At 63.3% G+C, this 23443-nt stretch carries 26 protein-coding genes; 9 read left to right on the forward strand and 17 right to left on the reverse strand.

The features are described from left to right. Nucleotides 1–17: 17 nt before the first annotated feature. Nucleotides 18–1175: a hypothetical protein gene (locus J4E08_RS15600; RefSeq protein ID WP_349539288.1), complete on the reverse strand. Its 1158-nt coding sequence runs from the start codon at nucleotides 1173–1175 to the stop codon at nucleotides 18–20. Between the two features lie 375 nt (nucleotides 1176–1550). On the opposite strand from J4E08_RS15600, the gene lepA reads away from it, so the two are divergent. The 3 genes from lepA (at nucleotide 1551) to J4E08_RS15615 (ending at nucleotide 4830) form a co-directional block, all read left to right on the forward strand. Further along, nucleotides 1551–3356 (forward strand): translation elongation factor 4, encoded by a 1806-nt coding sequence (lepA, locus tag J4E08_RS15605; protein WP_183967892.1) that lies wholly within the window; start codon nucleotides 1551–1553, stop codon nucleotides 3354–3356. Between the two features lie 140 nt (nucleotides 3357–3496). Continuing rightward, the gene (locus tag J4E08_RS15610) at nucleotides 3497–4333 is read left to right on the forward strand and encodes a DUF4747 family protein (RefSeq protein ID WP_349539289.1); all 837 of its coding nucleotides are present in this window, start codon (nucleotides 3497–3499) and stop codon (nucleotides 4331–4333) included. Next, complete coding sequence (locus J4E08_RS15615) at nucleotides 4333–4830, forward strand: hypothetical protein (RefSeq protein ID WP_349539290.1); 498 nt, start codon at nucleotides 4333–4335, stop codon at nucleotides 4828–4830. Before J4E08_RS15610 ends, J4E08_RS15615 begins: the two co-directional genes overlap by 1 nt. A 24-nt stretch (nucleotides 4831–4854) precedes the next feature. Here J4E08_RS15615 and J4E08_RS15620 read toward each other — a convergent pair whose 3' ends face one another. Both J4E08_RS15620 and J4E08_RS15625 read right to left on the reverse strand, forming a co-directional pair. Further along, the gene (locus tag J4E08_RS15620; RefSeq protein ID WP_349539291.1) at nucleotides 4855–5226 is read right to left on the reverse strand and encodes a hypothetical protein; all 372 of its coding nucleotides are present in this window, start codon (nucleotides 5224–5226) and stop codon (nucleotides 4855–4857) included. 227 nt (nucleotides 5227–5453) lie between these two features. Next, on the reverse strand, nucleotides 5454–5915 hold the full coding sequence (locus J4E08_RS15625) for a low molecular weight protein-tyrosine-phosphatase (protein WP_349539292.1): 462 nt from the start codon (nucleotides 5913–5915) through the stop codon (nucleotides 5454–5456). A 47-nt stretch (nucleotides 5916–5962) separates the two neighbouring features. On the opposite strand from J4E08_RS15625, the gene J4E08_RS15630 reads away from it, so the two are divergent. Then, nucleotides 5963–6655: an NAD-dependent deacylase gene (locus tag J4E08_RS15630; protein WP_349539293.1), complete on the forward strand. Its 693-nt coding sequence runs from the start codon at nucleotides 5963–5965 to the stop codon at nucleotides 6653–6655. A gap of 29 nt (nucleotides 6656–6684) precedes the next feature. Here J4E08_RS15630 and J4E08_RS15635 read toward each other — a convergent pair whose 3' ends face one another. From J4E08_RS15635 to meaB, 5 genes are all read right to left on the reverse strand, one after another. After that, the gene (locus tag J4E08_RS15635; protein ID WP_349539294.1) at nucleotides 6685–7176 is read right to left on the reverse strand and encodes a copper chaperone PCu(A)C; all 492 of its coding nucleotides are present in this window, start codon (nucleotides 7174–7176) and stop codon (nucleotides 6685–6687) included. Nucleotides 7177–7214: 38 nt separating this feature from the next. Then, nucleotides 7215–7562, reverse strand: coding sequence for a hypothetical protein (locus J4E08_RS15640; protein ID WP_344716943.1), 348 nt, complete (start codon nucleotides 7560–7562; stop codon nucleotides 7215–7217). A gap of 98 nt (nucleotides 7563–7660) precedes the next feature. Further along, nucleotides 7661–7948, reverse strand: coding sequence for a 50S ribosomal protein L28 (gene rpmB / locus J4E08_RS15645; RefSeq protein ID WP_349539295.1), 288 nt, complete (start codon nucleotides 7946–7948; stop codon nucleotides 7661–7663). Between the two features lie 131 nt (nucleotides 7949–8079). Next, nucleotides 8080–8871: an alpha/beta fold hydrolase gene (locus J4E08_RS15650; RefSeq protein ID WP_349539296.1), complete on the reverse strand. Its 792-nt coding sequence runs from the start codon at nucleotides 8869–8871 to the stop codon at nucleotides 8080–8082. Further along, nucleotides 8868–9857 carry a methylmalonyl Co-A mutase-associated GTPase MeaB gene (meaB, locus tag J4E08_RS15655; protein WP_349539297.1) on the reverse strand — a complete coding sequence of 330 codons (990 nt, stop codon included), beginning with the start codon at nucleotides 9855–9857 and terminating at the stop codon, nucleotides 8868–8870. Before meaB ends, J4E08_RS15650 begins: the two co-directional genes overlap by 4 nt. Nucleotides 9858–10238: 381 nt before the next feature. On the opposite strand from meaB, the gene hrpB reads away from it, so the two are divergent. From hrpB to J4E08_RS15670, 3 genes are all read left to right on the forward strand, one after another. Continuing rightward, nucleotides 10239–12707 (forward strand): ATP-dependent helicase HrpB, encoded by a 2469-nt coding sequence (gene hrpB, locus J4E08_RS15660; protein ID WP_349539298.1) that lies wholly within the window; start codon nucleotides 10239–10241, stop codon nucleotides 12705–12707. Nucleotides 12708–12832: 125 nt separating this feature from the next. Further along, the gene (locus tag J4E08_RS15665) at nucleotides 12833–13036 is read left to right on the forward strand and encodes a hypothetical protein (protein WP_349539299.1); all 204 of its coding nucleotides are present in this window, start codon (nucleotides 12833–12835) and stop codon (nucleotides 13034–13036) included. Between the two features lie 108 nt (nucleotides 13037–13144). Beyond that, nucleotides 13145–13381: a hypothetical protein gene (locus tag J4E08_RS15670; protein ID WP_349539300.1), complete on the forward strand. Its 237-nt coding sequence runs from the start codon at nucleotides 13145–13147 to the stop codon at nucleotides 13379–13381. A 49-nt stretch (nucleotides 13382–13430) separates the two neighbouring features. Here the strand turns inward: J4E08_RS15670 and argF are convergent, their stop codons facing one another. The 6 genes from argF to truA all read right to left on the reverse strand — a co-directional run bounded on the left by argF (nucleotide 13431) and on the right by truA (nucleotide 18983). Then, nucleotides 13431–14357 (reverse strand): ornithine carbamoyltransferase, encoded by a 927-nt coding sequence (gene argF / locus J4E08_RS15675; RefSeq protein ID WP_183967874.1) that lies wholly within the window; start codon nucleotides 14355–14357, stop codon nucleotides 13431–13433. A gap of 105 nt (nucleotides 14358–14462) precedes the next feature. After that, nucleotides 14463–15635: an aspartate aminotransferase family protein gene (locus J4E08_RS15680; RefSeq protein ID WP_349539301.1), complete on the reverse strand. Its 1173-nt coding sequence runs from the start codon at nucleotides 15633–15635 to the stop codon at nucleotides 14463–14465. Nucleotides 15636–15862: 227 nt separating this feature from the next. Then, complete coding sequence (locus J4E08_RS15685) at nucleotides 15863–17014, reverse strand: amidohydrolase (protein WP_349539302.1); 1152 nt, start codon at nucleotides 17012–17014, stop codon at nucleotides 15863–15865. Nucleotides 17015–17079: 65 nt separating this feature from the next. Beyond that, nucleotides 17080–17772, reverse strand: coding sequence for an HTTM domain-containing protein (locus J4E08_RS15690; protein WP_349539303.1), 693 nt, complete (start codon nucleotides 17770–17772; stop codon nucleotides 17080–17082). Then, nucleotides 17772–18173 carry a hypothetical protein gene (locus J4E08_RS15695; protein WP_349539304.1) on the reverse strand — a complete coding sequence of 134 codons (402 nt, stop codon included), beginning with the start codon at nucleotides 18171–18173 and terminating at the stop codon, nucleotides 17772–17774. Before J4E08_RS15695 ends, J4E08_RS15690 begins: the two co-directional genes overlap by 1 nt. A gap of 36 nt (nucleotides 18174–18209) precedes the next feature. Then, entirely contained in the window at nucleotides 18210–18983 is a 774-nt protein-coding gene (gene truA, locus J4E08_RS15700) for a tRNA pseudouridine(38-40) synthase TruA (protein ID WP_349539305.1), read from the reverse strand. A gap of 107 nt (nucleotides 18984–19090) precedes the next feature. On the opposite strand from truA, the gene J4E08_RS15705 reads away from it, so the two are divergent. Beyond that, complete coding sequence (locus J4E08_RS15705; protein ID WP_349539306.1) at nucleotides 19091–20506, forward strand: YcjX family GTP-binding protein; 1416 nt, start codon at nucleotides 19091–19093, stop codon at nucleotides 20504–20506. Continuing rightward, on the forward strand, nucleotides 20503–21405 hold the full coding sequence (locus J4E08_RS15710) for a GNAT family N-acetyltransferase (RefSeq protein WP_349539307.1): 903 nt from the start codon (nucleotides 20503–20505) through the stop codon (nucleotides 21403–21405). Before J4E08_RS15705 ends, J4E08_RS15710 begins: the two co-directional genes overlap by 4 nt. Here the strand turns inward: J4E08_RS15710 and J4E08_RS15715 are convergent. From J4E08_RS15715 to J4E08_RS15725, 3 genes are read right to left on the reverse strand one after another with little or no spacing between them, the layout of a single operon-like run. Then, nucleotides 21390–22475 (reverse strand): c-type cytochrome, encoded by a 1086-nt coding sequence (locus J4E08_RS15715; protein WP_349539308.1) that lies wholly within the window; start codon nucleotides 22473–22475, stop codon nucleotides 21390–21392. The genes J4E08_RS15710 and J4E08_RS15715 overlap by 16 nt on opposite strands. Then, nucleotides 22472–23047 carry a cytochrome c oxidase assembly protein gene (locus J4E08_RS15720; protein WP_349539309.1) on the reverse strand — a complete coding sequence of 192 codons (576 nt, stop codon included), beginning with the start codon at nucleotides 23045–23047 and terminating at the stop codon, nucleotides 22472–22474. The genes J4E08_RS15715 and J4E08_RS15720 overlap by 4 nt, the downstream gene beginning before the upstream one ends. Beyond that, the gene (locus tag J4E08_RS15725; protein ID WP_349539310.1) at nucleotides 23041–23442 is read right to left on the reverse strand and encodes a hypothetical protein; all 402 of its coding nucleotides are present in this window, start codon (nucleotides 23440–23442) and stop codon (nucleotides 23041–23043) included. Before J4E08_RS15725 ends, J4E08_RS15720 begins: the two co-directional genes overlap by 7 nt. Nucleotide 23443 lies beyond the last annotated feature (1 nt).

The raw sequence follows: 23443 nt of genomic DNA on the forward strand, positions 1-23443 counted from the left end.
TGTCACAAGAAGCACCTCTACGGCACGTCGCCACTATCGTCCCCGTCAAGTCCCACAAACCATTTCGCAATTCGCCCTCCCAGCTTGACCAGCCAGTCCGCGCGCTTTTCGTTCTTTTGCCCCTTGTCGATAAACTGACCCAGAACCGTGAGCCAGTTTACAAGCCGCGCTCGCCACATTTTCGGGGGATTGTCGGTCTTCGCGACAATCTCCACCATCTCCTCAAGCTCGGATTGCGCTTTTGGCGTGGTCAAATCCGCAACGACTGACGGGACCTCCAGGATATCCGCTCGCTCCGCCGGCGTAGGCATGCGTCGGGTCTCCAACGCAGCCAGTCGCCCGATGCGGGCGCGGATGACCTCGTCCTCACCGCAGATCTCTTCAACCGAGACGTAAAGCGTATTCTTCAATATAAGCAGCGCCGAGGTTTCAGGGTAGATATCCCCGATCTGCCGGTCCAAGCTCATCAATGCGCTCCAAAAACTGGTCGCGATCACGCTGGGCTGATCGCCGTGCCGCTCCAACGCAGTCCGGATCAAACCAGTCTCCACCGAGGTCTCGGACAAGCCGTTCCCGGCATCTGAGGCCAAAGCCGTCAGCAGTGCCACGTCGACCTGACCGCAGGCAAAAGCCAGTGGCTCCCGTCCGATGGATTGATCCATTTCGATATCTACAAGACCGGCGGCGTTTACCACCGGACGTGGACCCACTTCCGTACGGAAGGCTCGCTCGATCTTGGCAATCGCCTTGGCCACATCGTCGATCCCGGCGTCCCATGTGTCCTTCCGGATCAGCGCAACTCGTTCTTGCAGGGACCAATCGAGGGGCGTGCCCAGCAGCATACCGTTGTACCACCGGGCGAAAAAGTCAAAGCGGGGATCTGTATCGAGCAGCGATGGCCCGAGATCGTTTGGACGCAGCCCGTCGGGTGGCGCAAGCCCGTGCCAAAGAGGCTGAGCAAACGTGCCCTGCACGGAAAAATCACAATCGGCGAAGGCGGCGGCGGCGGCGGAACGGGCGGCGGCGGCGGCGGTGGAACGGGTAGTGGCGGCGGCGGCGGAACGGGTGGCGGCGGCGGCGGTGGAACGGGTGGTGGCGGCGGTGGCAGCGGATTTGATTTCGGGGGTTGGATAGTTGCTCGCAACCCCCGAAATCAGACTACGCCGAGCTGTCAAGAGGACCAAGCGTATTTGCGCCTCACGCGCTTTCTCTGTGTCCTTCCATAAGGAGAATGCCGAAAGAATGGGCATGACACGCAGCGCGGCACGCGTTGCGATCGCGACGCAGACCTCTTGGCTTTGCGTCTCCAGCCATGCTTCGAATTCGTCGTCATCTGTAAACTGGACGGCCCACTCGCAAAATTGCCCCGACGGCAGATTACCGCCCCGTTCCCATATATCAACCCCGCCTCTCCGCGCGGTCACCCGCATAGGCACCCGCGGGGCACTTGCCACCTTCGGCGCTCCGGGGCTCACCCCCTTGCTATCCTCCCCCATCCACGGCATATGCACGGATCAAACCTCAGCCCTTCCCCGAAGGACTTCTTCGCCATGAGCACCCCCCAGAACCTGATCCGCAACTTTTCCATCGTCGCCCATATCGACCACGGGAAATCCACCCTCGCCGACCGGCTGATTCAGCTGACCGGCACCGTCGCGGAACGGGACATGAAGGCGCAGATGCTTGACGCCATGGACATCGAACGTGAGCGCGGCATCACGATCAAGGCCAACACCGTGCGCATCGAATACCCGGCGAAGGACGGCAACACCTATATCCTGAACCTGATCGACACGCCCGGACACGTGGACTTTGCCTACGAGGTCAGCCGCTCCATGCGCGCGGTCGAAGGGTCCTTGCTGGTGGTTGACGCCTCCCAGGGGGTCGAGGCGCAGACACTGGCCAACGTCTACACCGCCATCGACGCGGATCACGAGATCGTCCCCGTGCTGAACAAGGTCGACCTTCCGGCGGCCGAGCCGGAGCGCGTGGCAGAACAGATCGAAGATGTGATCGGCATCGACGCCTCTGACGCGTGCCTGATTTCCGCCAAGACCGGCATCGGCATTCCCGACGTGCTGGAGGCCATCGTCACCCGCCTGCCCGCCCCGCCGGAAAAAGACCCGAACGCCCCGCTGAAGGCGATGCTGGTGGACAGCTGGTACGACCCCTACCTCGGCGTCGTCGTCCTGATCCGCGTGATGGAAGGCACCATCCGCAAGGGTGACAACATCATGATGATGCGCACCGGTGGCAAATACGGCGTCGACAAGCTCGGTGTCTTCCGCCCCGCCATGCAGGACGTCAAGGAACTCGGCCCCGGCGAGATCGGCTTCTTCACCGGCTCGATCAAGCAGGTCCGCGACACCCGCGTCGGCGACACCATCACCACAGAGAAGAAGGGCGCGACAGAAGCCCTCCCCGGCTTCAAACCGTCGATCCCCGTGGTCTTCTGCGGCCTCTTCCCCGTGGATGCCAACGATTTCGAGGACATGCGCGACGCCATCGAAAAGCTCGCCCTGAACGACGCCTCCTTCACCTACGAGATGGAAACCTCCGCCGCCCTCGGCTTTGGCTTCCGTTGCGGTTTCCTCGGCCTGCTGCACCTCGAGGTCATCCGCGACCGCCTCGAGCGCGAATACAACATCGACCTGATCACCACCGCGCCGAGCGTGATCTACCACGTCTACATGAAGGACGGCGAAAAGGTCGACCTGCACAACCCCGCCGACATGCCCGACATGTCAAAGGTCGATCACATCGAGGAACCGCGCATCAAGGCCACCGTCCTTGTGCCCGACGAATACCTCGGCGACGTGCTCAAGCTCTGCCAGGACCGCCGCGGCATCCAGCTTGACCTCACCTACGCCGGCTCCCGCGCCATGGTGGTCTACGATCTGCCGCTCAACGAGGTGGTCTTCGACTTCTACGATAGGCTCAAATCCGTAACGAAGGGCTACGCCTCCTTCGACTACCAGCTGGTCGGCTACCGCGAGGACAACCTCGCCAAGATGCAGATCCTCGTGAACGACGAGCCGGTGGACGCGCTTTCCATGATGGTGCACCGCGACCGGGCTGACATGCGCGGCCGCGCCATGTGCGAAAAGCTCAAGGACCTGATCCCGCGCCACATGTTCAAGATCCCGATCCAGGCGGCCATCGGCGGCAAGGTCATCGCGCGCGAGACCCTCTCCGCCATGCGCAAGGATGTGACCGCCAAATGCTACGGCGGCGACGCCACGCGGAAGAAGAAACTGCTGGAGAAGCAGAAGGCCGGCAAGAAGAAGATGCGCCAGTTCGGGAAGGTCGAGATTCCGCAAGAAGCGTTTATTTCGGCCTTGAAAATGGATGACTGACCAAAGCTACCGAAGAAGAATACCCGGATTGACACCAGAATTGGCGCTGACACCCACTGGTACGCTAGTGGACATTGCCATTTAGAGTTGCAAATGCGCTTGCACCATGCATGATCCAAAGAAATTTCTGAGGGGAATTCATGAGAAAGCGCATTGCCACCTTTACAGCTATCAACGTCGCAGCAAACCCTCATCCGGAAGGCACATACCGACGCTTACTCAAAGATGCTGCGCGCCTCGACGGGGCGAACTATGGAAGAAACTGGTATGCGAAGCTAACACCTCCCTCTAAAAGCAAAGACGGTTTTTTTCACGGCAGAATCGGAGTCTGGCATCACCTAGAGGGGAAGGCCATCAAGCAAAAGTCTCTGGAACAACAAGATGTTCAGGACATACTCGTCGAAGGCGCCGACGGCTTTGGATTCCCCTCCAAAGTTTTCTCATGGACCTTTCGAGAAGCTGATCATGTCCTTTTTTCTGAGCTTAAAAACAACGATGGCGATAGCATTACCGCGACAGCAATTGGCAATGCATTTCGCGAAATCCTTACAAAAGTGGCCGTTGACAGGGATATAGATATATCCGTCACGATCTTGCCCGAAAAAGGCACAGTGCAAAAAATTTTCAAAATGCAGGAGATAAAGACGCTTGAGGTGTCTTTTTCCCTGCCAAATGGGGACGATCTCTCCGGCGAGAAAAAGAACATAATCGACAAGCTGCGAGAGAGAAACATCAAGAAGCAGCAAGCGAAATACACCAAGTCTTCTGACGCTAAGACGATCACTCTGGATGATGACCTCCGTGCTGAAATTGAACTGGCCTCAGAGAATGGGAAGGCACGTGCCGTGGGCCTCAACAGAAGAGGCGAAAAAGATGACATTGACACATCCATGCGACCAAAGATCATAAAGAGAGAGATAGAGGCTGCAGAAAGCAATACGATCTTACTTCGCAGCGTTGCCGCAGAGGTGGACTAGTGAGCGCCTACAAATCATATTGGACAGCATACGGAGGCCTGATCGCTCTCTTCAAGTCACCCTATATGCTGGCTTCAATTATATTCACGCTCTCAACAAATCCGCTTTGGTTTAAGCCAGACGGCCACACAGCCTCTGAGCTATGGGCTAACATCGTTTTCTCAACACTTCCGAGTCTTACCGCCTTTTCACTTGGGGCAATCGCAATATTTATCGCACTTACAAAAGGATTGTTTTTGGAGACAATTCAAGAAGGCGGGGAAAGCAGTTTTTTCATGAAAGTGGTCGCCGCTTTTTTTCACTTTATCCTTATACAAATTTCCGCTTTGCTCTCTGCCATTCTATTCTCAGCATTTCCAAATAATCTGACAAGTGGCTTCTCATACTTCCTATTTATTTACGCCATTTTTGCGGGCCTTGCGGCTGCCGCAATCCTTGTGGATGTTGCTGAAATTAAAAACCTTGCTGATCCGCTGGAGGACGAAAAGGATGGTTAGAGCGGAGATTGAGACGACCAGTTTTCACACCACCAACACCGGGTCTCTCTCCCAAGGGTCCCGCCCCGCCTCCATCTGCCGCCGCAGCATGCGCGTCCGCAGGCCACCGCCGCAGTCCAGACCGCGCTCCAGCCGAGCCAGTTCCTCCCGCGCCTGGATCTTCTTTGCCAGCGCGTGTGCCTTGTACTCCGCCTGCATCCCCCGCGCCTTTTCCTCGACAGAGGTCGCCAGCAGCGCGTCCAGCACCTTCAGCTGATACAGCGGCACCACCGCCGACACCACGCGGCCCCGACGTTTCAGCCAGATCTGCTCGCCGCTCTCCTCGACCCAGCGCAGCTGCTCTGCCGCCGTGGCGCGGAACTCCGTGATGCTCATGGCTTTGATGTTTCCGATCATGGTTTTCTCCAAATCTGCGCGCGCATCCGGGGCCCCACGGCCCATAATATGCGCAAAGGTTACCAACCGACCGCTTTTCTCCGCCAAACCGGTCGGGACTCATCTTAAGAAAACCTTGCCCAAACCCGGTTATCCCACCGCACGCCCCATCAACCCGGCATAAAAGCGCCACCGTAGCCACGCCTCAGCGCTCCACAGATGGGCCATTCACTGGATGGTAAGACAGATTACCGGGGCGCAGCTGCCAAGGCGTCTAGCAGCCCCTCAGCGCAGCGCTCGATCAGATCCAGCGTGCCATCGAAATCCCGCGTATAATACGGGTCCGGCACCGTATTCGTTCCGCAGTCGGGCGCGTAATCGGTGAACAGCACCACCTCCGCCCCGCCCTGGGGTCGCATCCGCTCCAGATGTGCCAGATTATCCGCATCCATTGCCACAAGCAGGTCAAACGCGGCGAAATCCGGGCGCGTCACCTGCCGTGCCCGCAGGTCTGACAGGTCATACCCCCTTGAAATCGCAGCACGTTGCATCGCGCCATAGGGTGGCTCTCCCACATGGTATGCCCCCGTCCCGGCGCTGTCACAATCAAGGTTAACATCCCTCAGCGCTGCTTTACGTTTCACCACACCTTCGGCCGAAGGAGAGCGACAAATATTGCCAAGGCAGACAAAGAGGATACGCTGGGTCATACCCAAACCTACGCCGCCGATAAAAAATTCTCAAGGCCACCAACCCTATGTCAGACCACGAAAAAATCGTCATCCTCACCGGCGCGGGCCTCAGCGCGGAATCGGGCCTGTCAACCTTTCGCGACGCGGGTGGCCTCTGGGCACAGCACCGGATCGAAGACGTCGCCACCCCGGACGCCTTCGCAAAAGACCCCGCCTTAGTGCTTGATTTCTATAACAAAAGGCGCGCCCAAGCCGCCGCGGCCCACCCCAATGCGGCCCACTACGCACTTGCCGACCTCCAGCAAAACCACCCCGGCGAGGTCATCCTCATCACGCAAAACGTCGATGACCTCCTCGAAAAGGCCGGCGCCCAGCCCATCCACATGCACGGCGCCCTAGCCTCAGCGCTTTGTTTTCATTGCAAAAATCGCTGGACTTTTACGGGCGACATGCACCAAACGACGCCCTGCCCCGCGTGCGGCAGGCAGACCGTGCGTCCCGACATCGTCTGGTTCGGCGAAATGCCCTACAGCATGGATGACATCCTGACGCACCTTGAAACCTGCACCCTCTTCGCCAGCATCGGCACCTCTGGCAGAGTTTACCCAGCCGCGGGGTTCGCGCAACTGGCACAAGATATAGGGGCACAGACAATCGAGTTGAACATGGAAGCCACCTCCCCCCAATTTCACGCCCGCCGGATCGGCCCGGCGACAGACACACTGCCGAAATGGGTTTCAGATCTGCTTCAAAGGTAAAAGCGGGGCCTAAGCCCCGCCCTCTCGGATCAGTGATCCATCTTCATACCATCGCCATGATCCGCGCTATCATGCTGCATCTCGGAGCCCGGCTGGCGCTCCAGATCGACCGGTACGTCAATCTCGATGTCGCCCGCTTTCTCGAAAGTCAGCGTGACCGTCACCATGTCCCCTTGGTTCATCGGACGCTTCAGCCCCATAAACATCACATGGTCGCCGCCGCGGGCCAGCGCGTGTGTGCCACCCGCTGGCACGGCAAAGCCTTCTTCGACCTGCATCATTCGCATCACGCCTTCGCCCATGTCTTTATGGGTGTGCAGCTCGACACGGGCGGCGATGTCGGAGGCCGCACCGACCAGTCGGTCATCGCTGTCTCCGGTGTTTTCGATGACCATGAAAGCCGCGCCGGCCTTGGCAGTTGGGCCGGCAGCGCGGGCATAGGGGTCGGCCACCGAAATATCGGCAAATGCGGGCAAGGCGAGCGTCAGCGCAACGGCGCTGCTCAGGAGGGATTTCAACATGTCTCTTTCCTTTTCAATTGTTCGATTATCTTTGAGAATCAAACGGAAAGAGGCGGCCCCCGCGCCGTTGCGCGCGGCACATCGCGGCCCGATCGCACAGTCACCACGCTGACAGGGCGATCGCGCGCCCAAACCGCGAGCGGCACAAGCAAAACGTGGCCGTCGGACAAATCCGACACCAGTGTCATGACCCCATCGGGGCAGAGATGCACATGTGTGACGGGAACGCCGTCGGCATCGACCTGCACCGACACGGTCGTTAAGCCGCGACACAGTTCAACTGTCCCGACTGGGGTCGCTTGTCCGCGCGCAATGCCCGCCGACACGCTGGTCACCACCAGCGTCAACGACAGCAAGACTGCCAAGGGGAAGCGCATCACGAACATGCGCCGGATATACCTATGCCGCACAGCTCTGTCATTCCCGAAATGCAATCAGCCCCGGCCATCTCTGACCGGGGCTGTTGCAAAATCTGTAAGAAAACTCAGGCTGCAGTCTGAGCCTTGGAGATTTCTTTTTTGACCTTCAAAGCGCGGTCAGACAGTTCAATGTCTTTCGCTTTCGCCAGAAACTTGTCCAAACCACCGCGGTGGTCCACTGAACGCAGCGCATGCGCAGAGATGCGCAGCTTGACCCCACGGCCGAGAGTCTCGGACTGCAGGGTCACATCGTTCAGGTTCGGCAGGTAACGCCGCTTGGTTTTGTTGTTGGCGTGGCTGACATTGTTGCCAACCATCGGGCCCTTACCGGTCAGTTCGCAAACACGCGACATCGCTTCGTCCTCATCTTAGTCGGCCAAGGCAATGCCCACGCCGTTCCAATATCAAAAGGCGCCGCCCGTTTGTGTTCGGGGGGCGCCCGGAATCTCGTATCGACGGCTTCTAGGCAGAACCGGGGGAATCGTCAAGTCCCTTGCGACATTGCCTGTGCCCGTGTGTTTGCGCGCACCGCCAGGGCCTCTCTATCGCGCCATCTTGCCTGCTGTGCAAGGTGCTGCCAGTAGCTTTCAGACCTATGTCGCACCGCGCGATGCATCTGCCCGATGGCGCGCGGATCCGGCAGCCCTCCGGCCAATTCGGTTTTGAGCCAATCGAATCGTCCGTCCTCCCTCATGGCCCGCGTGGCCGGATGCCCGCCGTTGGGCAACATCACCAGCGTCAGATGCGGATAGAGCTCACAGATCATTCGCCCATGCCGCAGATCAAGCGGCTTGAAGGGGTCGACCAGCACCGCGCCGCGCACATTCGTGCCACGGCCCGCCAATGCCCCAAGGCAACCATCCCAGCCCCGCGCCTCCGCGCGATAGCGTTTGTCCCACGCAACCAAAGACCGATCAATGGACACCTGAGGCGAGATCGCCAGCATGCGCTGCACCTTGAGCACCGATGCGAACCGCAACGCCCCATAGCCGCCCATGGAAAACCCCATGGCAACGACCTCTTCGTACCGGCTGACGAAATGCGCCAGCTGCTCCTCCAGCGCCTCGGTATCGGAATTGATGAACCAATCGTTTTCCCGCGACTGAAGATGAAGATGGGAAAAACCCGCGCGCAGAAACCCCATGACAGAGCGCGCGTCGTCGAATTGCCCCGGCTGTCCGACCCGCTGCCGGAACGTCGCCAAAAGCTTGCGCCGCCGTGGCCGAAAAGCCGTCGCCCGCAGGCACGCCCCCTCGAACACGGCGTGCGGCTTCATGTCTGTAAATGATCCGCAAGCATGGTCTGCGCTGCGTTTCCCGGCGACAGTTTGCCCTCGGCCACCTTCTGCGCAAGCGCAGACATCGCCTGACGCGCAGACGGCGCCCGCAAGCGGGCCAACAATCCGTCGCGCACCTCGGCCTCGAACCAGAACCTCGCCTGTTCTGCGCGCCGCCCCGCGAAATGCCCCGTCTCGCGCCGCCATTCGGCCAGCGTTTTCATCTCTTCCCAGGCATTTTCCAGCCCGTCTTCTTCCACCGCCGACACCGTCAGCGCCTTCGGAAAGCCTTCGGGATCCTGAGGACGCTTGCGCAGCAGCCGCAAGGCCCCGGCGTAATCCGCACAGGTCCGCACCGCCTGCCGCTTCAGTTCGCCATCCGCCTTGTTGATCAACAGGATGTCCGCCATCTCCATGATGCCACGCTTGACGCCCTGCAACTCGTCGCCACCCGCCGGCGCCAGCAACAACATGAACAGGTCGCACATTTCGGCCACCATGGTTTCCGACTGGCCGACGCCCACGGTCTCGATCAAGATGACGTCAAAGCCCGCGGCCTCGCACAGATCAATCGCCTCCCGCGTGCGCCGCGCCACACCACCCAGATGGCTTTGCGAGGGGGATGGCCGGATAAAGGCGTTCTTGTCCCGAGACAGCCGCTCCATCCGCGTCTTGTCGCCCAGAATCGACCCGCCAGAGCGTGCCGAAGACGGGTCCACCGCCAGCACCGCCACCTTCAGCCCCTGAGCGGTCAACATCATGCCGAACGCCTCGATAAAAGTGGATTTTCCCACGCCTGGCGTGCCTGACAAGCCGATGCGCAGCGCGGGCTTGTCGGCCATGGCCACCGGCCCCTTCAGCCCCTCCAGCAATTGCAACGTCTGCGCCCGATGGTCCGCGCGCCCCGATTCCACCAACGTGATGGCACGGGCCAGCGCGCGGCGTTCCCCCGCCAGCAGGCGGTCCCTGAGATCATCCATATCCATACCGCTTTCATCCCGCGCCTTCGCGCAAAAGTCCAGCCGCACAAGCGCCGACGACGCGGCCCCGCCGATAGGCATTTCCGCAGACCACCACAGGTCAAAACCCACCCTCCGCACGCGGCAAAAGGCGCTCTGACCGCGCTTGACCCGGACATCATATCCCGACGCCGGATCGTTCCGAGGCCACCCGTAGCCCCGCTACGTACTCTCCTCGACACCAGAGAGCGCGCCGTAAAAGCTCAAAGGACCAAGAGGAACGCGGCCCAAATCCCTCAGACCGAAACAGCGCAACGGAGCCGATATCACCAAGGCGTCTATCCTTAGGGAATACCGCAACGGGCGCAACGCTGGCCAAACCTCCCCCTCGTCGCTACATCGCGACACATGACACAGGCCCGCCTCCCCATCGACGACGCCCTCCCCGCGCTGCTGGACGCGCTGCGCAGCCGTGGCCGCGCCGTGCTGCAGGCCCCGCCGGGTGCAGGCAAGACCACTCGCGTGCCGCTCGCCATGCTGGAGGCCGGCCTGACACAGGGCCGCATCATCATGCTGGAACCACGCCGCCTTGCCGCCCGCGCCGCCGCCCAGCGGCTGGCAGAACACCTGGGGGAAGTGCCCGGTCAAACCGTCGGCTACCGCATCCGGGGGGACTCCAAGGTCTCCAAGCACACCCGGATCGAAGTCGTCACGGAAGGCATCCTCACCCGTATGATCCAGTCCGACCCAGAGCTGGCCGGTGTCGGTGCGGTGCTTTTTGATGAATTTCACGAACGCTCGTTGAACGCCGATCTTGGGCTGGCGCTCTGCCTCGAAATCACCGGGGCGCTGCGGGATGACCTGATCCTGCTGGCCATGTCTGCCACGCTGGACGCAGCCCCCGTGGCGTCCTTGATGGACGCCCCCATTGTCACCTCCGAAGGCCGCGCTTTCCCGGTGGAGCCGCGCTGGCTGCCTGCGCCTTTGCCGAAGCGGTCCCGGTTCGATGATGCAATGGTCGACCTCATCACGCAGGCGCACGACGAAACGACAGGCGGCCTCCTGGCCTTCCTCCCCGGCGAGGGCGAGATCCGGCGCACCGAAGCCGCGCTGAAGAAACGCCTGCCCGCCAGCACCCACATCCGCCCCCTGTTCGGAGCCATGGATCTGAGGGACCAGCGCGCCGCCATCCGTCCCGAAACCGAAGGCCGCAAGCTTGTGCTCGCCACCTCCATCGCGGAAACCTCGCTCACCATCGAGGACATCCGCGTCGTGGTCGACGGCGGACGCGCCCGGCGCGCGCGCTTCGATCCCGGCTCCGGCATGTCGCGGCTCGTGACCGAAAAAGTCACCCGCGCCGAGGCCACACAGCGCGCCGGACGCGCGGGCCGTGTCGCTCCGGGCACCGCCTACAAGCTCTGGACGAAGGGTGAGGAGGGCGCGCTAAGCCTTTTTCCACCCGCGGAAATAGAGGCCGCCGACCTCTCCGCGCTGGCGTTGGAGCTGGCGCTGTGGGGCGCACAGCCCACCGATCTGCCCTTCCTGACCCAACCGCCCGAGAGCGCTTATGGAGAGGCCGTTGGCTTGCTGAAGATGCTGGGCGCGCTGGACGATCATGGGCGGATCACCCCGCACGGGCGGAAGTTATCCACATATCCACTGCACCCACGCCTTGCCCATATGCTACAGGTTTCGGGGAAAAATGCCGCTCCGCTCGCTGCTTTGTTGTCCGAACGCGATCCGCTCACAGGTGCGCCCACAGATCTGACACTGCGCCTGGACGCGCTCGACGACCCCAAGCGCTTCGCTGCTGAAAAGCCCTATTCCATCCACAGGCCCGCGCTCGAACGCATCCGGACCGAAGCGCGGCGCCTGTCAAAGAACACGAGGATAACGTCTGATCCGCCTGAGCAGGCTGGCAAAACACCATACGGCGCCGCCGAGATGGCCGCGCTCGCCTACCCTGACCGCATTGGCCTGCGGCGCAAAGGCGACGCGCCACGCTTTCAGCTGTCTGGCGGCAAGGGCGCGGTGATGATCGAGACCGACCCGCTCGCCAATCAGCGTCTCATTGTCGTGACCGACACCGACGGCAATCCGCGAGAGGCGCGCATTCGGCAAGCGGTGGCCATTTCCCTGTCCGAGGTGCGCGCGCTCTTCGCCGATCAGATCGCATGGATCGACAGCTGCGAGTGGTCCAAACGCGAGCGCCGCGTGGTGGCCCGCCAACAAGAACGGCTCGGTGCCATCGCTCTGGATGATCGCATCTGGAAGGACGCCCCCTCCGACGCCATTGCCCGTGCCATGCTGGACGGGGTGCGCGATCTGGGTCTCAGCCTGACGGACAAGGACCGCCGTTTTGTTGCGCGTGTGGAACTGGCCCGGGACGCTGGACACGCGCTGCCGGACATGACGGCAGAGGCCCTGCTCGACAGCATTGAAGACTGGCTGCTCCCTTTTCTGGACGGCGTGAAGACACGGGATGACTGGAAACGGTTTGACTTGCTCAACGCCCTGCGCGCCCGGCTTGACTGGGGCGAGATGCAGGCGCTGGACGCCGCAGTGCCTGCGCATTTCACGACCCCGCTGGGCCGCCAGATCCCCATCGACTACAGCGGCGACGCGCCAGAAATCAGCCTGCGCCTGCAAGAAATGTTCGGCCAGAAAACCCACCCTCTGGTCGGGCGCACGCCGCTGAAGGTCACGCTGCTCAGCCCCGCGCGGCGTCCCGTGCAGACAACCATGGACCTGCCGGGCTTCTGGGCCGGGTCCTACGCCGATGTGCGCAAGGACATGCGCGCGCAATACCCCAAACACCCCTGGCCCGAAGACCCGACAGAGGCCGATCCCACCCTGCGTGCCAAACCGCGCAAATAACGCTCGCTTTCGCGCAGAGAACCGCGCAGTCCCGGAAACGCCCCGCTTTTGCCCGCTTCGACTCGCGCTGCGTTAACAGACGCGCCGCAGTGTGCCGAAAATCTTCCGGTACAAGGACGTCGATCATGCTTGCCCCCGAATCTCCGCTGTCGCGACAGCACCGCCCCGTGCCGCGCTTCAACTCTCAGCCATACAGAGCCGCTGCAGCCACGCTGCGTCCGGATGACCGCACCGCCAACGCATCGCTTTTGGTGTGGGGCGCCGTGCTGGTCCTCGTGCCCGCCTGCTGGACCGCGACAATCGTCTGGGCCGCGGAACGCCTGTACTAGCTTCCCGCCCTGTGGCGTGGCGCAAACGTCACGGTCGGAAACAAAACACGGAAAATTAACCGCTCTTTGGCACGATCTCGGCAACGGACACCGAGACAGGAGGCCAAAATGTCCCGAACAGTGCTCACCGACTCTTTCTTGGATCAAGCGGCCATGGCGGCGATCGCACAAGATCCCGAAAGCCCAGTCCGACAGACGGCTCCGGCGCCCTTCGTCCCCTATCGCGGCGCGCGCCAATGGGAGGAGGAGCACCCGGCGCGCCCTGTGATCTGGGCGCTGGTTGGGACAATGGTGCCGGCCTTTTGGGCGGGCACGATCTACTGGCTGACGCAGGCCGTATACTGACCGCGCAACGCCGCGCAGGTCAGGCTAATACCCGACCTGCCAGAGGGTCTCACCCTTCGAGACAGTATTTCATGATCGCCTTCTGCGCGTGCAGACGGTTCTCGGCCTCGTCCCAGATCACCGAGTTCGGGCCGTCCATCACGTCGGAGGTGACCTCTTCCTCGCGGTGCGCCGGCAGGCAATGCATGAACAGCGCATCGGGTTTGGCGTGGTTCATCAAATCACGGTTCACCTGATAGGGGCGCAACATGTTGTGCCGCCGCTCCCGCGCGGACTGGGCGTCGTGCATGGACACCCACGTGTCCGCAACGATCAGATCCGCGCCATCGACCGCCTTGGCCGGGTCACGCTCGATCTCGACATTGACGCCCTGGTTGCGGGCCCAGCCGACAAATTCCGGCTCAGGGTCCAGTTGCACCGGGCCGGAGAAGGTCAGATCGAAGCCGAACTGCCCCGCCGCGTGCAGGAAGGACGCGCAGACATTGTTGCCATCGCCACACCAGACGACTTTCTTGCCCGCGATGGGACCACGGTGCTCCTCGAACGTCAGGATGTCGGCCATGATCTGGCAAGGGTGCGTGCGGTCGGTCAGGCCGTTGATGACCGGAACGGAGGCATATTCCGCCATCTCCTCCAGCACGGATTCATCGAACGTGCGGATCATGATCATGTCCACGTAACGGCTCATGACGCGCGCCGTGTCGGCGATGGTTTCGCCATGTCCCAGCTGCATGTCGGAACCGGACAGCACCATGGTCTGCCCGCCCATCTGCCGCACGCCCACATCGAACGAGGTCCGCGTCCGGGTCGACGGCTTTTCAAAGATCAGCGCGACCATGCGGTCCTTCAGCGGCAAATCCGCGTCGAGCGCCGCCTTGGGCTGGCCCTTGCGGGCGTCCTTGATGGTTCTGGCGCTGTCGATAATGCCCCGCAGGGCGTCTTTGTCAGTTTTATGGATATCGAGGAAATGGTTCATCGGATCGGCTCTTTTTGTCTGGCTGGCGTGACGGGGGCACTGCCCCCGACCTCCCGTAAATATTTGAGAAAGCAAAGACGCACAGGCGCGTCCTTGCGGTGTATGTCAGGATGCGAGGGTCGCGGCCGCGCGATCGAGGCGTGCGATGGCCTCGGTGATTTCATCTTCGGTGATGTTGAGCGGTGGCAGCAAACGTACGATGTTGTCTGCCGCAGGCACGGTGATGACCTCGCTGGCGTAACCGGCCTGAACCAGATCCGCGGGGGCGACCTTGACCTTCAGCCCCAGCATCAGACCCACGCCACGGACGCCTTCGAAAACCTGCGGATGCGTGGCCACCAGTGCTTCGAGCTTTTGACGCAGCAGCCCCGCGCGGGCATTCACAGCATCCAGAAACGCGGGATCGGTCACGCGGTCCAGCACGGCCTTGCCCACAGCGCAGCCCAGAGGGTTGCCGCCATAGGTCGAGCCGTGCGTGCCTGCGACCATGCCGGACCCCGCATCTTCTGTGGCAAGCACCGCGCCCAGCGGGAAGCCGCCGCCGATGCCCTTGGCCACCATCATGATGTCCGGGGTGATGCCCGCCCATTCGTGGGCAAAAAGCTTGCCCGTCCGACCGACACCGCATTGCACCTCGTCGAGCACCAGCAGGATGCCCTTTTCGTCGCAAATCTCGCGCAGCCCTTTCAGGCATTGATCCGGCAGCGGGCGAATGCCGCCCTCGCCCTGCACCGGCTCGATCAGCACCGCCGCTGTATTCTCGGTGACCGCCGCCTTGAACGCGTCGTGGTCGCCCCAAGGCACATGTACAAACCCGTCGAGCACCGGGCCGAAGCCCTTCACCATCTTTTCCGCGCCCGACGCAGCGATGGCTGCGGTGGACCGGCCATGGAAAGAGCCGGAGAAAGTGATGATCTCCACCTTCTCGGGCTGGCCTTTGTCGTACCAGTATTTGCGCGCCATCTTGACCGCCAGCTCGCAGGCTTCGGTGCCGGAGTTGGTAAAGAACACCCGGTCCGCAAAAGTGCTATCGGTCAGCGCGGTGGCCAGCGCCTCTTGTTGCGGGATCTCGTAGAGGTTGGACACGTGCCACAGCTTGTTTGCCTGATCGGTGAGTGCCTGCACCAGATCGGGGTTGGCGTGGCCCAGCGCGTTCACCGCGATGCCGGAGCCGAGGTCCATGAATCGGCGCCCATCCTCCTCGATCAGCCATACGCCTTCGCCCTTCACAAAATGAAGCGGCGCGCGGTTGTACGTCGGCAGGACAGAAGAGGTCATGAAATTATCCTCGCGTGGTGCGCTTGCGATGGCAGGGGCGCAGGGTGGAAGGCCGATTGGTGGCAAGGCACCGGGGACCTGTCAAGTTGTGAAGATTGGGGTTTAGACAATAGCGACTGCTCCGCAACGGTGGCGGAGACGGGGAAGAGCGTTCAGGCTCGTCGGATCTGGGTCGCTTTGGTCATGGCGGTTTATTGGCGGGCTGCGCGACAAAGATCAAGCGATTTTCACGCCTGAGGGCGCAGATCGCGCGCCCATTGGTCGACGGCCCGCAGGAAGATCTGCGCCCCGACCGCAATCAGCTGATCGGGGAAGTCGTAGTCCGGCGCGTGCAGCGGCAGGCAGCTTTCGCCCGATCCGAGCAAGAACATGGCGGAGGGCAAAACCGCGCCATAGCGCCCGAAATCCTCGGAGGCGCGCATGGGCAACCCCTGTTCCGTGCGGGCCATTCCAGCAACGGAATGCTCCAGCAGGGCCACTGCCTCGGGGTGGTTCACACAATGGCCAAAGGCCTCGTGCACCGTGATGCCGACCGACAACGGGCCGGCCGCATCAGCGATCAGGGCGCGGGCCTCGGCCTCCAACGCCGCCATCTGATCGTCGAGCAAGCTGCGCAGGGTCACGCGCAGTTCGGCCGTTCCTGGGGCCACGCCAAAGGTCGGCTCCCCCAGCCGGGCATGGGTTACGGTGGCAAGGCGAAAGGTCGGATCTTCGGTGGGCACATCGCGGCTCAACTGGCTCAAGGCCGGAATCAGCGCGGCCAGGGCCGTGCCCGGTGACAAGCCCGTTTCCGGGGCGCTGGCATGGGCCGTGCGTCCGGTGAGCGTGATCTTCAACCCCCGTGAGGCGCAGTTCATCGGCCCGGCGCGCAAGCCCACAGCCCCCAATGGCAGCCCCGGCATATTGTGCAGGCTGATGGCCATCCTCGCCCCAAGCGCGGCAAACCGAGGGTCGGCCAACACCGCAGCGGCCCCTGCCCCGGTTTCTTCGGCGGGTTGGAACAGCAAGATCACGCGGGTCTTGGGCGCTGCCTGCGCCAAGCGTTGCGCCACCGCGTCCAGAATCGCCATGTGCCCATCGTGGCCGCACAAATGAGCGACCCCCGGCACCTGCGATTGCCAATCTGGCGTGCCGGTCTCCTCGATGGGCAAGGCGTCCAGTTCACAGCGGATCATCAGCCCGTCAGCGCCGTCCCCAAAAATCGCCGCAACGCCGGTGCCGCCCAGTCCTGTGACCACCTCCGCGCCCAATGCGCGCATGCGTGCGGCGATCAGCTTGGCGGTGGTGCCCTCCTGCCCGGACAGTTCAGGCGCGCGGTGCAGCGTATGGCGCAAGGCGCGGGAGGCGGTGAGATCAGCCTCGGTCAGCGTGTCGAACATGGTCAGGCCTCCTTTGCCGTGACCTTCCCATGCAACCGACGCCCGGACAAGCCGGCACGCACGGCTCACCCCGCAGCCCAGGCTCCCGCCAATCGCCCTTGCAACCAGATCAGCGACGGGTAGGCGCACAGCCAGATCCAGAAGAACCGGTGCAACCCGAAGAGCATCGCATTCGCCAGATGAAAGGCAGCCGCCAGCAACAGGCCAGCCAGCAACGCGAGCGGATGCAGCAGAAACAAAGGGAAAGCTGCCTCCACCCCCATCACCACCCAGCCGCCCCAGAACGTCACCAGCCGTCGGTCCGCCAGCCGCCGCAAATCTTCGCTCACCGGGTAGGCGGAATAATGGAACACATCGCGCAAGGCGTCACCACGTCTCCATGCAGGGTTCGCCAGCTTCACCTGACCGGAGATCACGTAGGACAACACCAGTTGCACCCCGAGGTAGCCAAAAGCCATCTCTGCCCAGAAGACCGTCGGCGCGGCCTGCGCCACGCTCAGACACGCGAGGATCAGCAGGCTCATCTTGTCGCTGCCGCCATTGAAAGGGCCATCGTACCGGTGCAGCGCATAAAGGCCCAAGGCAAACAGCCCAAAGACCGCCCACCCCTGTCCCACCAACAGAGCGGCGCAGAGCGCCAATCGTGCCAGCAGCCAGGGCGCGTCGCGGCGGTCGATGGCGATCTGCTCAAGGCTTTGCTGCGCCAAAGCCAGCGCCAGCATCACCTCTGTCACGCGCAGGGCCAGCGAAAAGTCCATCAGGCGCGCCCGCCGGTGAAGGGCGCACTTTCATACAGCACCTCACTCTCCAGCCCCGCCGCGCCGCGCGTGACAAAGGTCAGCCGCGCCTCCAGCCGGTGTTCGCGCCCATAGTCGCGTGCGAGCCGCTCCAGCAGCTCGGCCTCCGCACGGTGTGATCCTTGCTCGACGATGCGTTCCGACAGCGACACCAGATACAGCGCGGCAGTGCGCTGCGGGTTCCAGATCAGCCGCAACAGCATCTGACCAAGCGACAGATGCGCCGGCGGCACGGCCACCTCCTGCCACGGCCCGCCGTCCACGCGCAGCTCCACACGTGGTGAGGGCGCAATGGCCCGAAAGAACCGCCACGAGGGGATCAGCGCAGGCAGCAAAAGGCTCGGAAGTCGCAAGAGGCTCATCACGCGGATCTTGCCCGCCACAGAGTTAAAACCGGGTTAGGCGTCAGCGAAGGGATCGTCCGGATAGCCCACGCCGGTCAGATACAGCCCATCGGGCGGGCACACCGGCCCGCAGGCGGCGCGGTCACGGGCTTCCAGCGCCTCGCGCACGCGCTCCGGTGTCCAGGTGCCCGCACCGACGCGCTCCAACGTGCCGACAAAGGACCGCACCTGATTGTGCAGGAACGACCGGGCACGCAGGCGAAACTGCACCTCCGGTCCCGCCAGCCCGTCGACCACATCAATATCCAGCGCGTCCAATGTCTTGACCGGGGATTTCGCCTGACACATCACGGATCGAAAGGTCGTGAAGTCATGAAGGCCGATCAAATGAGCCGCGCCCTCGCGCATCGCGTCCACGTCCAGCGCGTGATTGACCCGCCAGACCTGCCCCGCCTCCAAAGTGCTGGGCGCCCGCCGCGTCAGCAGGCGAAACAAATAGCGCCGTTCATTGGCCGAAAACCGTGCGTGCCAGTCGTCCGCCACCTTCACACAGGCCCGGATCGCCACCGGCGCGGGCTTGAGATGAAAGTTCAGCGCCTCCGACAGGCGGAACGGCTCCCAGTCCTTTATCATGTCGCAATGGGCCACCTGCCCGCGCGCATGAACCCCGGCATCTGTGCGCCCGGCCCCGCCGATGGTATGGGCGCGCGGCTCCAGCCGCCCAAGCGCCTCCTCGATGCTCTGCTGCACCGAGGGCTGGTCCACCTGCCGTTGCCAGCCTGCAAAGGGCCGTCCGTCATATTCGATAAGAAGCGCGTATCTGGGCATGGCCTGCGCAATAGCGCTCACGAACGCCCGGGTCCAGAGCAGCAACCACTGGCAGGCCCGCCCTCGACGCCCTAAGTTAACACCTGAGCAGACAACAAAGGCGCCCAATGGTCCTGACCAGCATCGCAGACAGCCTCACCCGCACCGTCGAAAGCGCCGGAAACACGATTTCCGAGACATTTTTCGAGCCGACCCTGCGGCTGGGTGTGACCGGCCTGTCGCGGGCAGGCAAGACCGTGTTCATCACGTCGCTGGTGGCCAACCTGATGGACCGTGGACGTATGCCCGGACTGGTCGCGCAAAGCGAGGCGCGCATTCTAACGGCCTTTCTACAGCCGCAACCGGACGACACCCTGCCGCGCTTTGACTACGAAACCCACCTCGGCGCGCTGATGGGGGCGACGCCGCATTGGCCCGACAGCACCCGCGCCGTGTCAGAGTTGCGGCTGTCGCTGAAGGTGCGCCCCTCCGGCCTGCTGTCAGGCCTGCAAGGGCCGCGCACCCTGCATCTGGACATCGTGGATTACCCCGGCGAATGGCTGCTCGACCTCGGGATGATGGACAAATCCTACGACGCGTGGTCGCAGGCGATGCTGACCCGCATGGCGCACCGTCCCGACCCCGATCATTTCCTGCCCATGGCCACGACCGACGCTGCCACCGCCAAGCTTGACGAGCCGGTGGCGCAGCGCATGGCCGCCGCTTACACCACCGCGTTGCACGCCGCGCGGGCCGAGGGGTTCTCCGACTGTTCTCCGGGGCGCTTCCTGTTGCCCGGCGATCTGGCAGGCTCGCCTGTGCTGACATTTGCCCCCCTGCCGCCCGTGGACAAACCCGCGCGCGGCACCCTGTACCGGGAGTTCGAGCGCCGCTTCGATGCCTACAAATCGCGCGTGATAAAGCCCTTCTTTCAGGACCACTTTTCCCGCCTCGACCGGCAGATCGTACTGGTGGATGCCCTTGGCGCGATCAACGCCGGCCCCCGCGCGGTGGAGGATCTGCGCCAGACGCTGGCCGACATTCTCACTGCCTTTCGTCCCGGCACCTCGTCGTTCCTGTCTCAGATCTTTCTGGGCAAACGCATCGACAAGATCCTGTTTGCCGCGACAAAGGCCGACCACCTGCACCACACCCAGCACGGCAAGCTGACCGCCATCATGGAGGCGCTGACCCGTGACGCCCGCGACCGCGCGCGCTTTGCCGGGGCGGAAACCGCTGCCATGTCGCTCGCCGCCCTGCGTGCCACCACCGAAGAGATGATCTCTCATCAGGGGACCACCCTGCCCTGCGTGCGTGGCACTCTGATGGACAGCGGCAAACAAGCGGCGTTTTATCCCGGAGATCTACCCGAAGACCCCAACCACCTGCTGAGCGCCGCGCGCACAGGGACGGACGCCTGGCTCGATCAGGATTACTCCGTCATGTCCTTTGCGCCCGCGCGGCTGACCCTGAAACCCGGCGAAGGTCCACCTCACATCAGGCTCGACCGCGCCGCGCAATTCCTGATCGGAGACCGCCTGTGACCAAGCCTGACCCCTTCACACCGACCACCCCCGGCCCCGACGTGCCGCGCCCCAACGATCCGCAGCCCGAGGCCCCGGTGGAAACGCCCCCCGACATGCCGCAAGAGGTGCCCGGCACCCCGGCCCCGGACATGCCCGGCCAGACCCCGCCAGAGGTGCCCGACGATCTGCCGCGCGGCCCCGGCCACGAGATGCCCGACGACGTGCCAACCCAGCCGGACGCCCCGGTCGAAGTGCCCGATGCGCCCAACCCGGACCTGCCGCCGCAGGAGCGTCCCACGGAGACGCCGGGGATTTCCGATCCCACGCCACAGGCCCCGCCACAGGAGATCCCCACCAACCCCGGCCCCACAGGCGCGGCGCCTGATCCGTCGAAAGAGATCCGGCTGCGCCCTGCAAATCCTCTCGACGCCGGGCGTTTGGGTGACATCATCACGCAGGCCACACTGGCCGCCAAATGGAAGCCACGCCTGCACAATTCGGTCGAGGACATCGCCCACGCCGGGCAGATGATCGACAAAGGCTGGATCACGGTGGCGGAGCTGGATCACCAGACCGCCGGGTTCATCGCGCGCGAAGACAGCTACGTCCACTGCCTGTTCATCGCCGAGGAAGAACAGGGGCGCGGGGTCGGCGCCGCCTTGCTGGACGACGCCAAGGCGGCGCAGGACAGGCTGGAACTCTGGACCTTTCAGACCAACACCGATGCGCAGCGGTTCTATCGGCGCGAAGGGTTCGAGCTGATCGAGGAAACCGACGGTTCTGCCAATGACGAAGGGCTGCCGGATGTGAAATTCCTCTGGCAACGCGCGACCGCAAAGACCCTGACCGCGCCGACCTCGGCCAACGTCAAACGCCCCAAGGCCAAGGCCGAAGCCTCGCCTCAGCGCCCGGCGTAATAGGCGGCGATATCGCGGATATCCTCGTCGGTGAGCGGCTTTGCCGCCGCCGACATCAAATGGGCACGCGGTGTCGTGGGCTGCGGCCCGTCGCGATACATCGTCAGCCAGTTCACCAGCCAATAGCCGTCCTGTCCGGCGATGCGCGGCGTGTCCGCACGCTTGGGGGACAGGCCGTCCGCCCCGGCGCCCTCGTGGCAAGAAGCACAGCTTGCAATGTCGAAATGTTCATCACCCTGCTGGGCCAGAACCTCGCCACGGGCGGCGTCGCCCACGGGCAGCACCCCGCCGTCCCACGTCGCCTGCATCCCGGCATAGCGTGCGGCGATCTGGGCGCGTGTTTCGGGTCTGAGACCGGCGGCCAGAGGTTCCATAAATCCGCTCTCGCGGTGGCCCTCGGCATAAGCGTCCAGCACCAGCGTCAGCCATTCCTCTGACTGGCCCGCCAGCTTGGGCGCGGTGCCGTCGCGGCCCAGCCCGTCGTCGCCATGGCAGCGCACGCAGGCATGTTCCTGCGCGACGGCGTTCGACGGCTCGCCAAAGCGCACGGCCCCCGCCTCCCACGCATCCGGCGCGCCAAAGGCCGTCTCCGCATAACTCGCCGCATCATAGCTGTCATAACGCGCCAGAAAGGCGGCCAAAGCCCAAGGCTCGTCGTCGCGCCCTTCGCCCGGCCAGGCGGGCATCCCGGTGTATTTGAAACCGTGGCGCGCGATCCAATAGAAATCCTTCTCGGTCCAGTCCTCCGACGTCAGCTTTGGCGGCATGGGCTGCATCCCCTCCACCACCGGATTGCGCGGGATGCCCGGCGCCCCGTGGCACGTGGCACAGCCCGTGGCGAAATGCCCAGCGCCAAGCCGTGCCAAGCCGTCGTCGGACAGATCCACATGGTCCGGCACCTCAACCGCGCTGGACCGCGCTTTCACCGCGCTGCGCAAATACAGATGCAGCGTTTCGCCCACACCGGGCAAATGCGCCTGCGAGGCGGCAATGTTGTACGGCGCAAAGAAGACAAACGCCCCGCCGGCCACGGCCACACCGGCCAGCCCGCCCAAGATCCAACGCCTCATGCCCATTCCTCCTGCTGCCCGCGCACCGCGTGGCCCAGCCGTGTCAGCGCCGCCACAAGGTACAGCGCCCCACCACCGCCAGCCATCAGCACGCCCGCAAGCTGTTGTTCCTGCAGCGCCGTCATCCCCAGATGTCCAGCGCAAATCTCTCCCCACAAAGGCCGGGGCGACAGCCCGATCAGCGCGCCCAGCAGGGTCATATGCATCGTTGTCGCCATCAAGACCACCGCGCCACCAAAGGCCCCCGCCGCGCGTACCACGGCCCAGAGCAGCATCCCGGCGGCGAAAAAGCTCGTCTGTTCAAAGACAAAGCCTATCGTCGTCAGCCGCCCCCACAGGTGCAGCGCAGGCAGGTGCCAGGCCCAGACCACCAGCATTTCCACCAACGCGCCCAGCAGCAGCCAGACGGCCCCCACCGCACGCACCGGCAGCGTCGGCATCAGCAGCGCAGGCACCACCGCCGTCACGCCCAGATGCAACACCATGTGCAGGACCATCGATCCGGCGGCCAGCTCTGGCAGCGGCGACAGCCACAGCGCCGCAAGCAGGATCAGCCCCAGCGCCCTCAGCATTCGTTGAACACCAGTCCGGGAATGATGGTGAACACGATGGCCACCGCCGACAGCACGCACAGCAACAGTGCCACGTGGCCGATGAACTTGTCGCGCCCGCGCTCCGAGCTTTCGGTGATTTCCTCGAAGATCACGAACACCCCGCCGTAGCGCCGCACCGCGATCACCCCCAGCCAGGCGATCACAGCGATGCAGGCAAGGCCAAGCCAGACTGCGATCCAGCGCGGCTCCATCAACCCGCCCAGCGCGCCCGTCGTCGACTTGGCGCAGTAGACCGCCGCAACCCAATAGCTGACAAGGAAATGCGCCGCCCAGATCGACGGTGCGGCCACCAGTATCCAGATCGAGCCCTGGTCCATCACGCTCGGCGCGTCATAATGCGGTGTCTCAGGCATG

Origin of the sequence: Sagittula sp. NFXS13, from assembly GCF_040148795.1 — a bacterium.
GTDB classification, from domain to species: Bacteria; Pseudomonadota; Alphaproteobacteria; order Rhodobacterales; family Rhodobacteraceae; genus Sagittula; species Sagittula marina.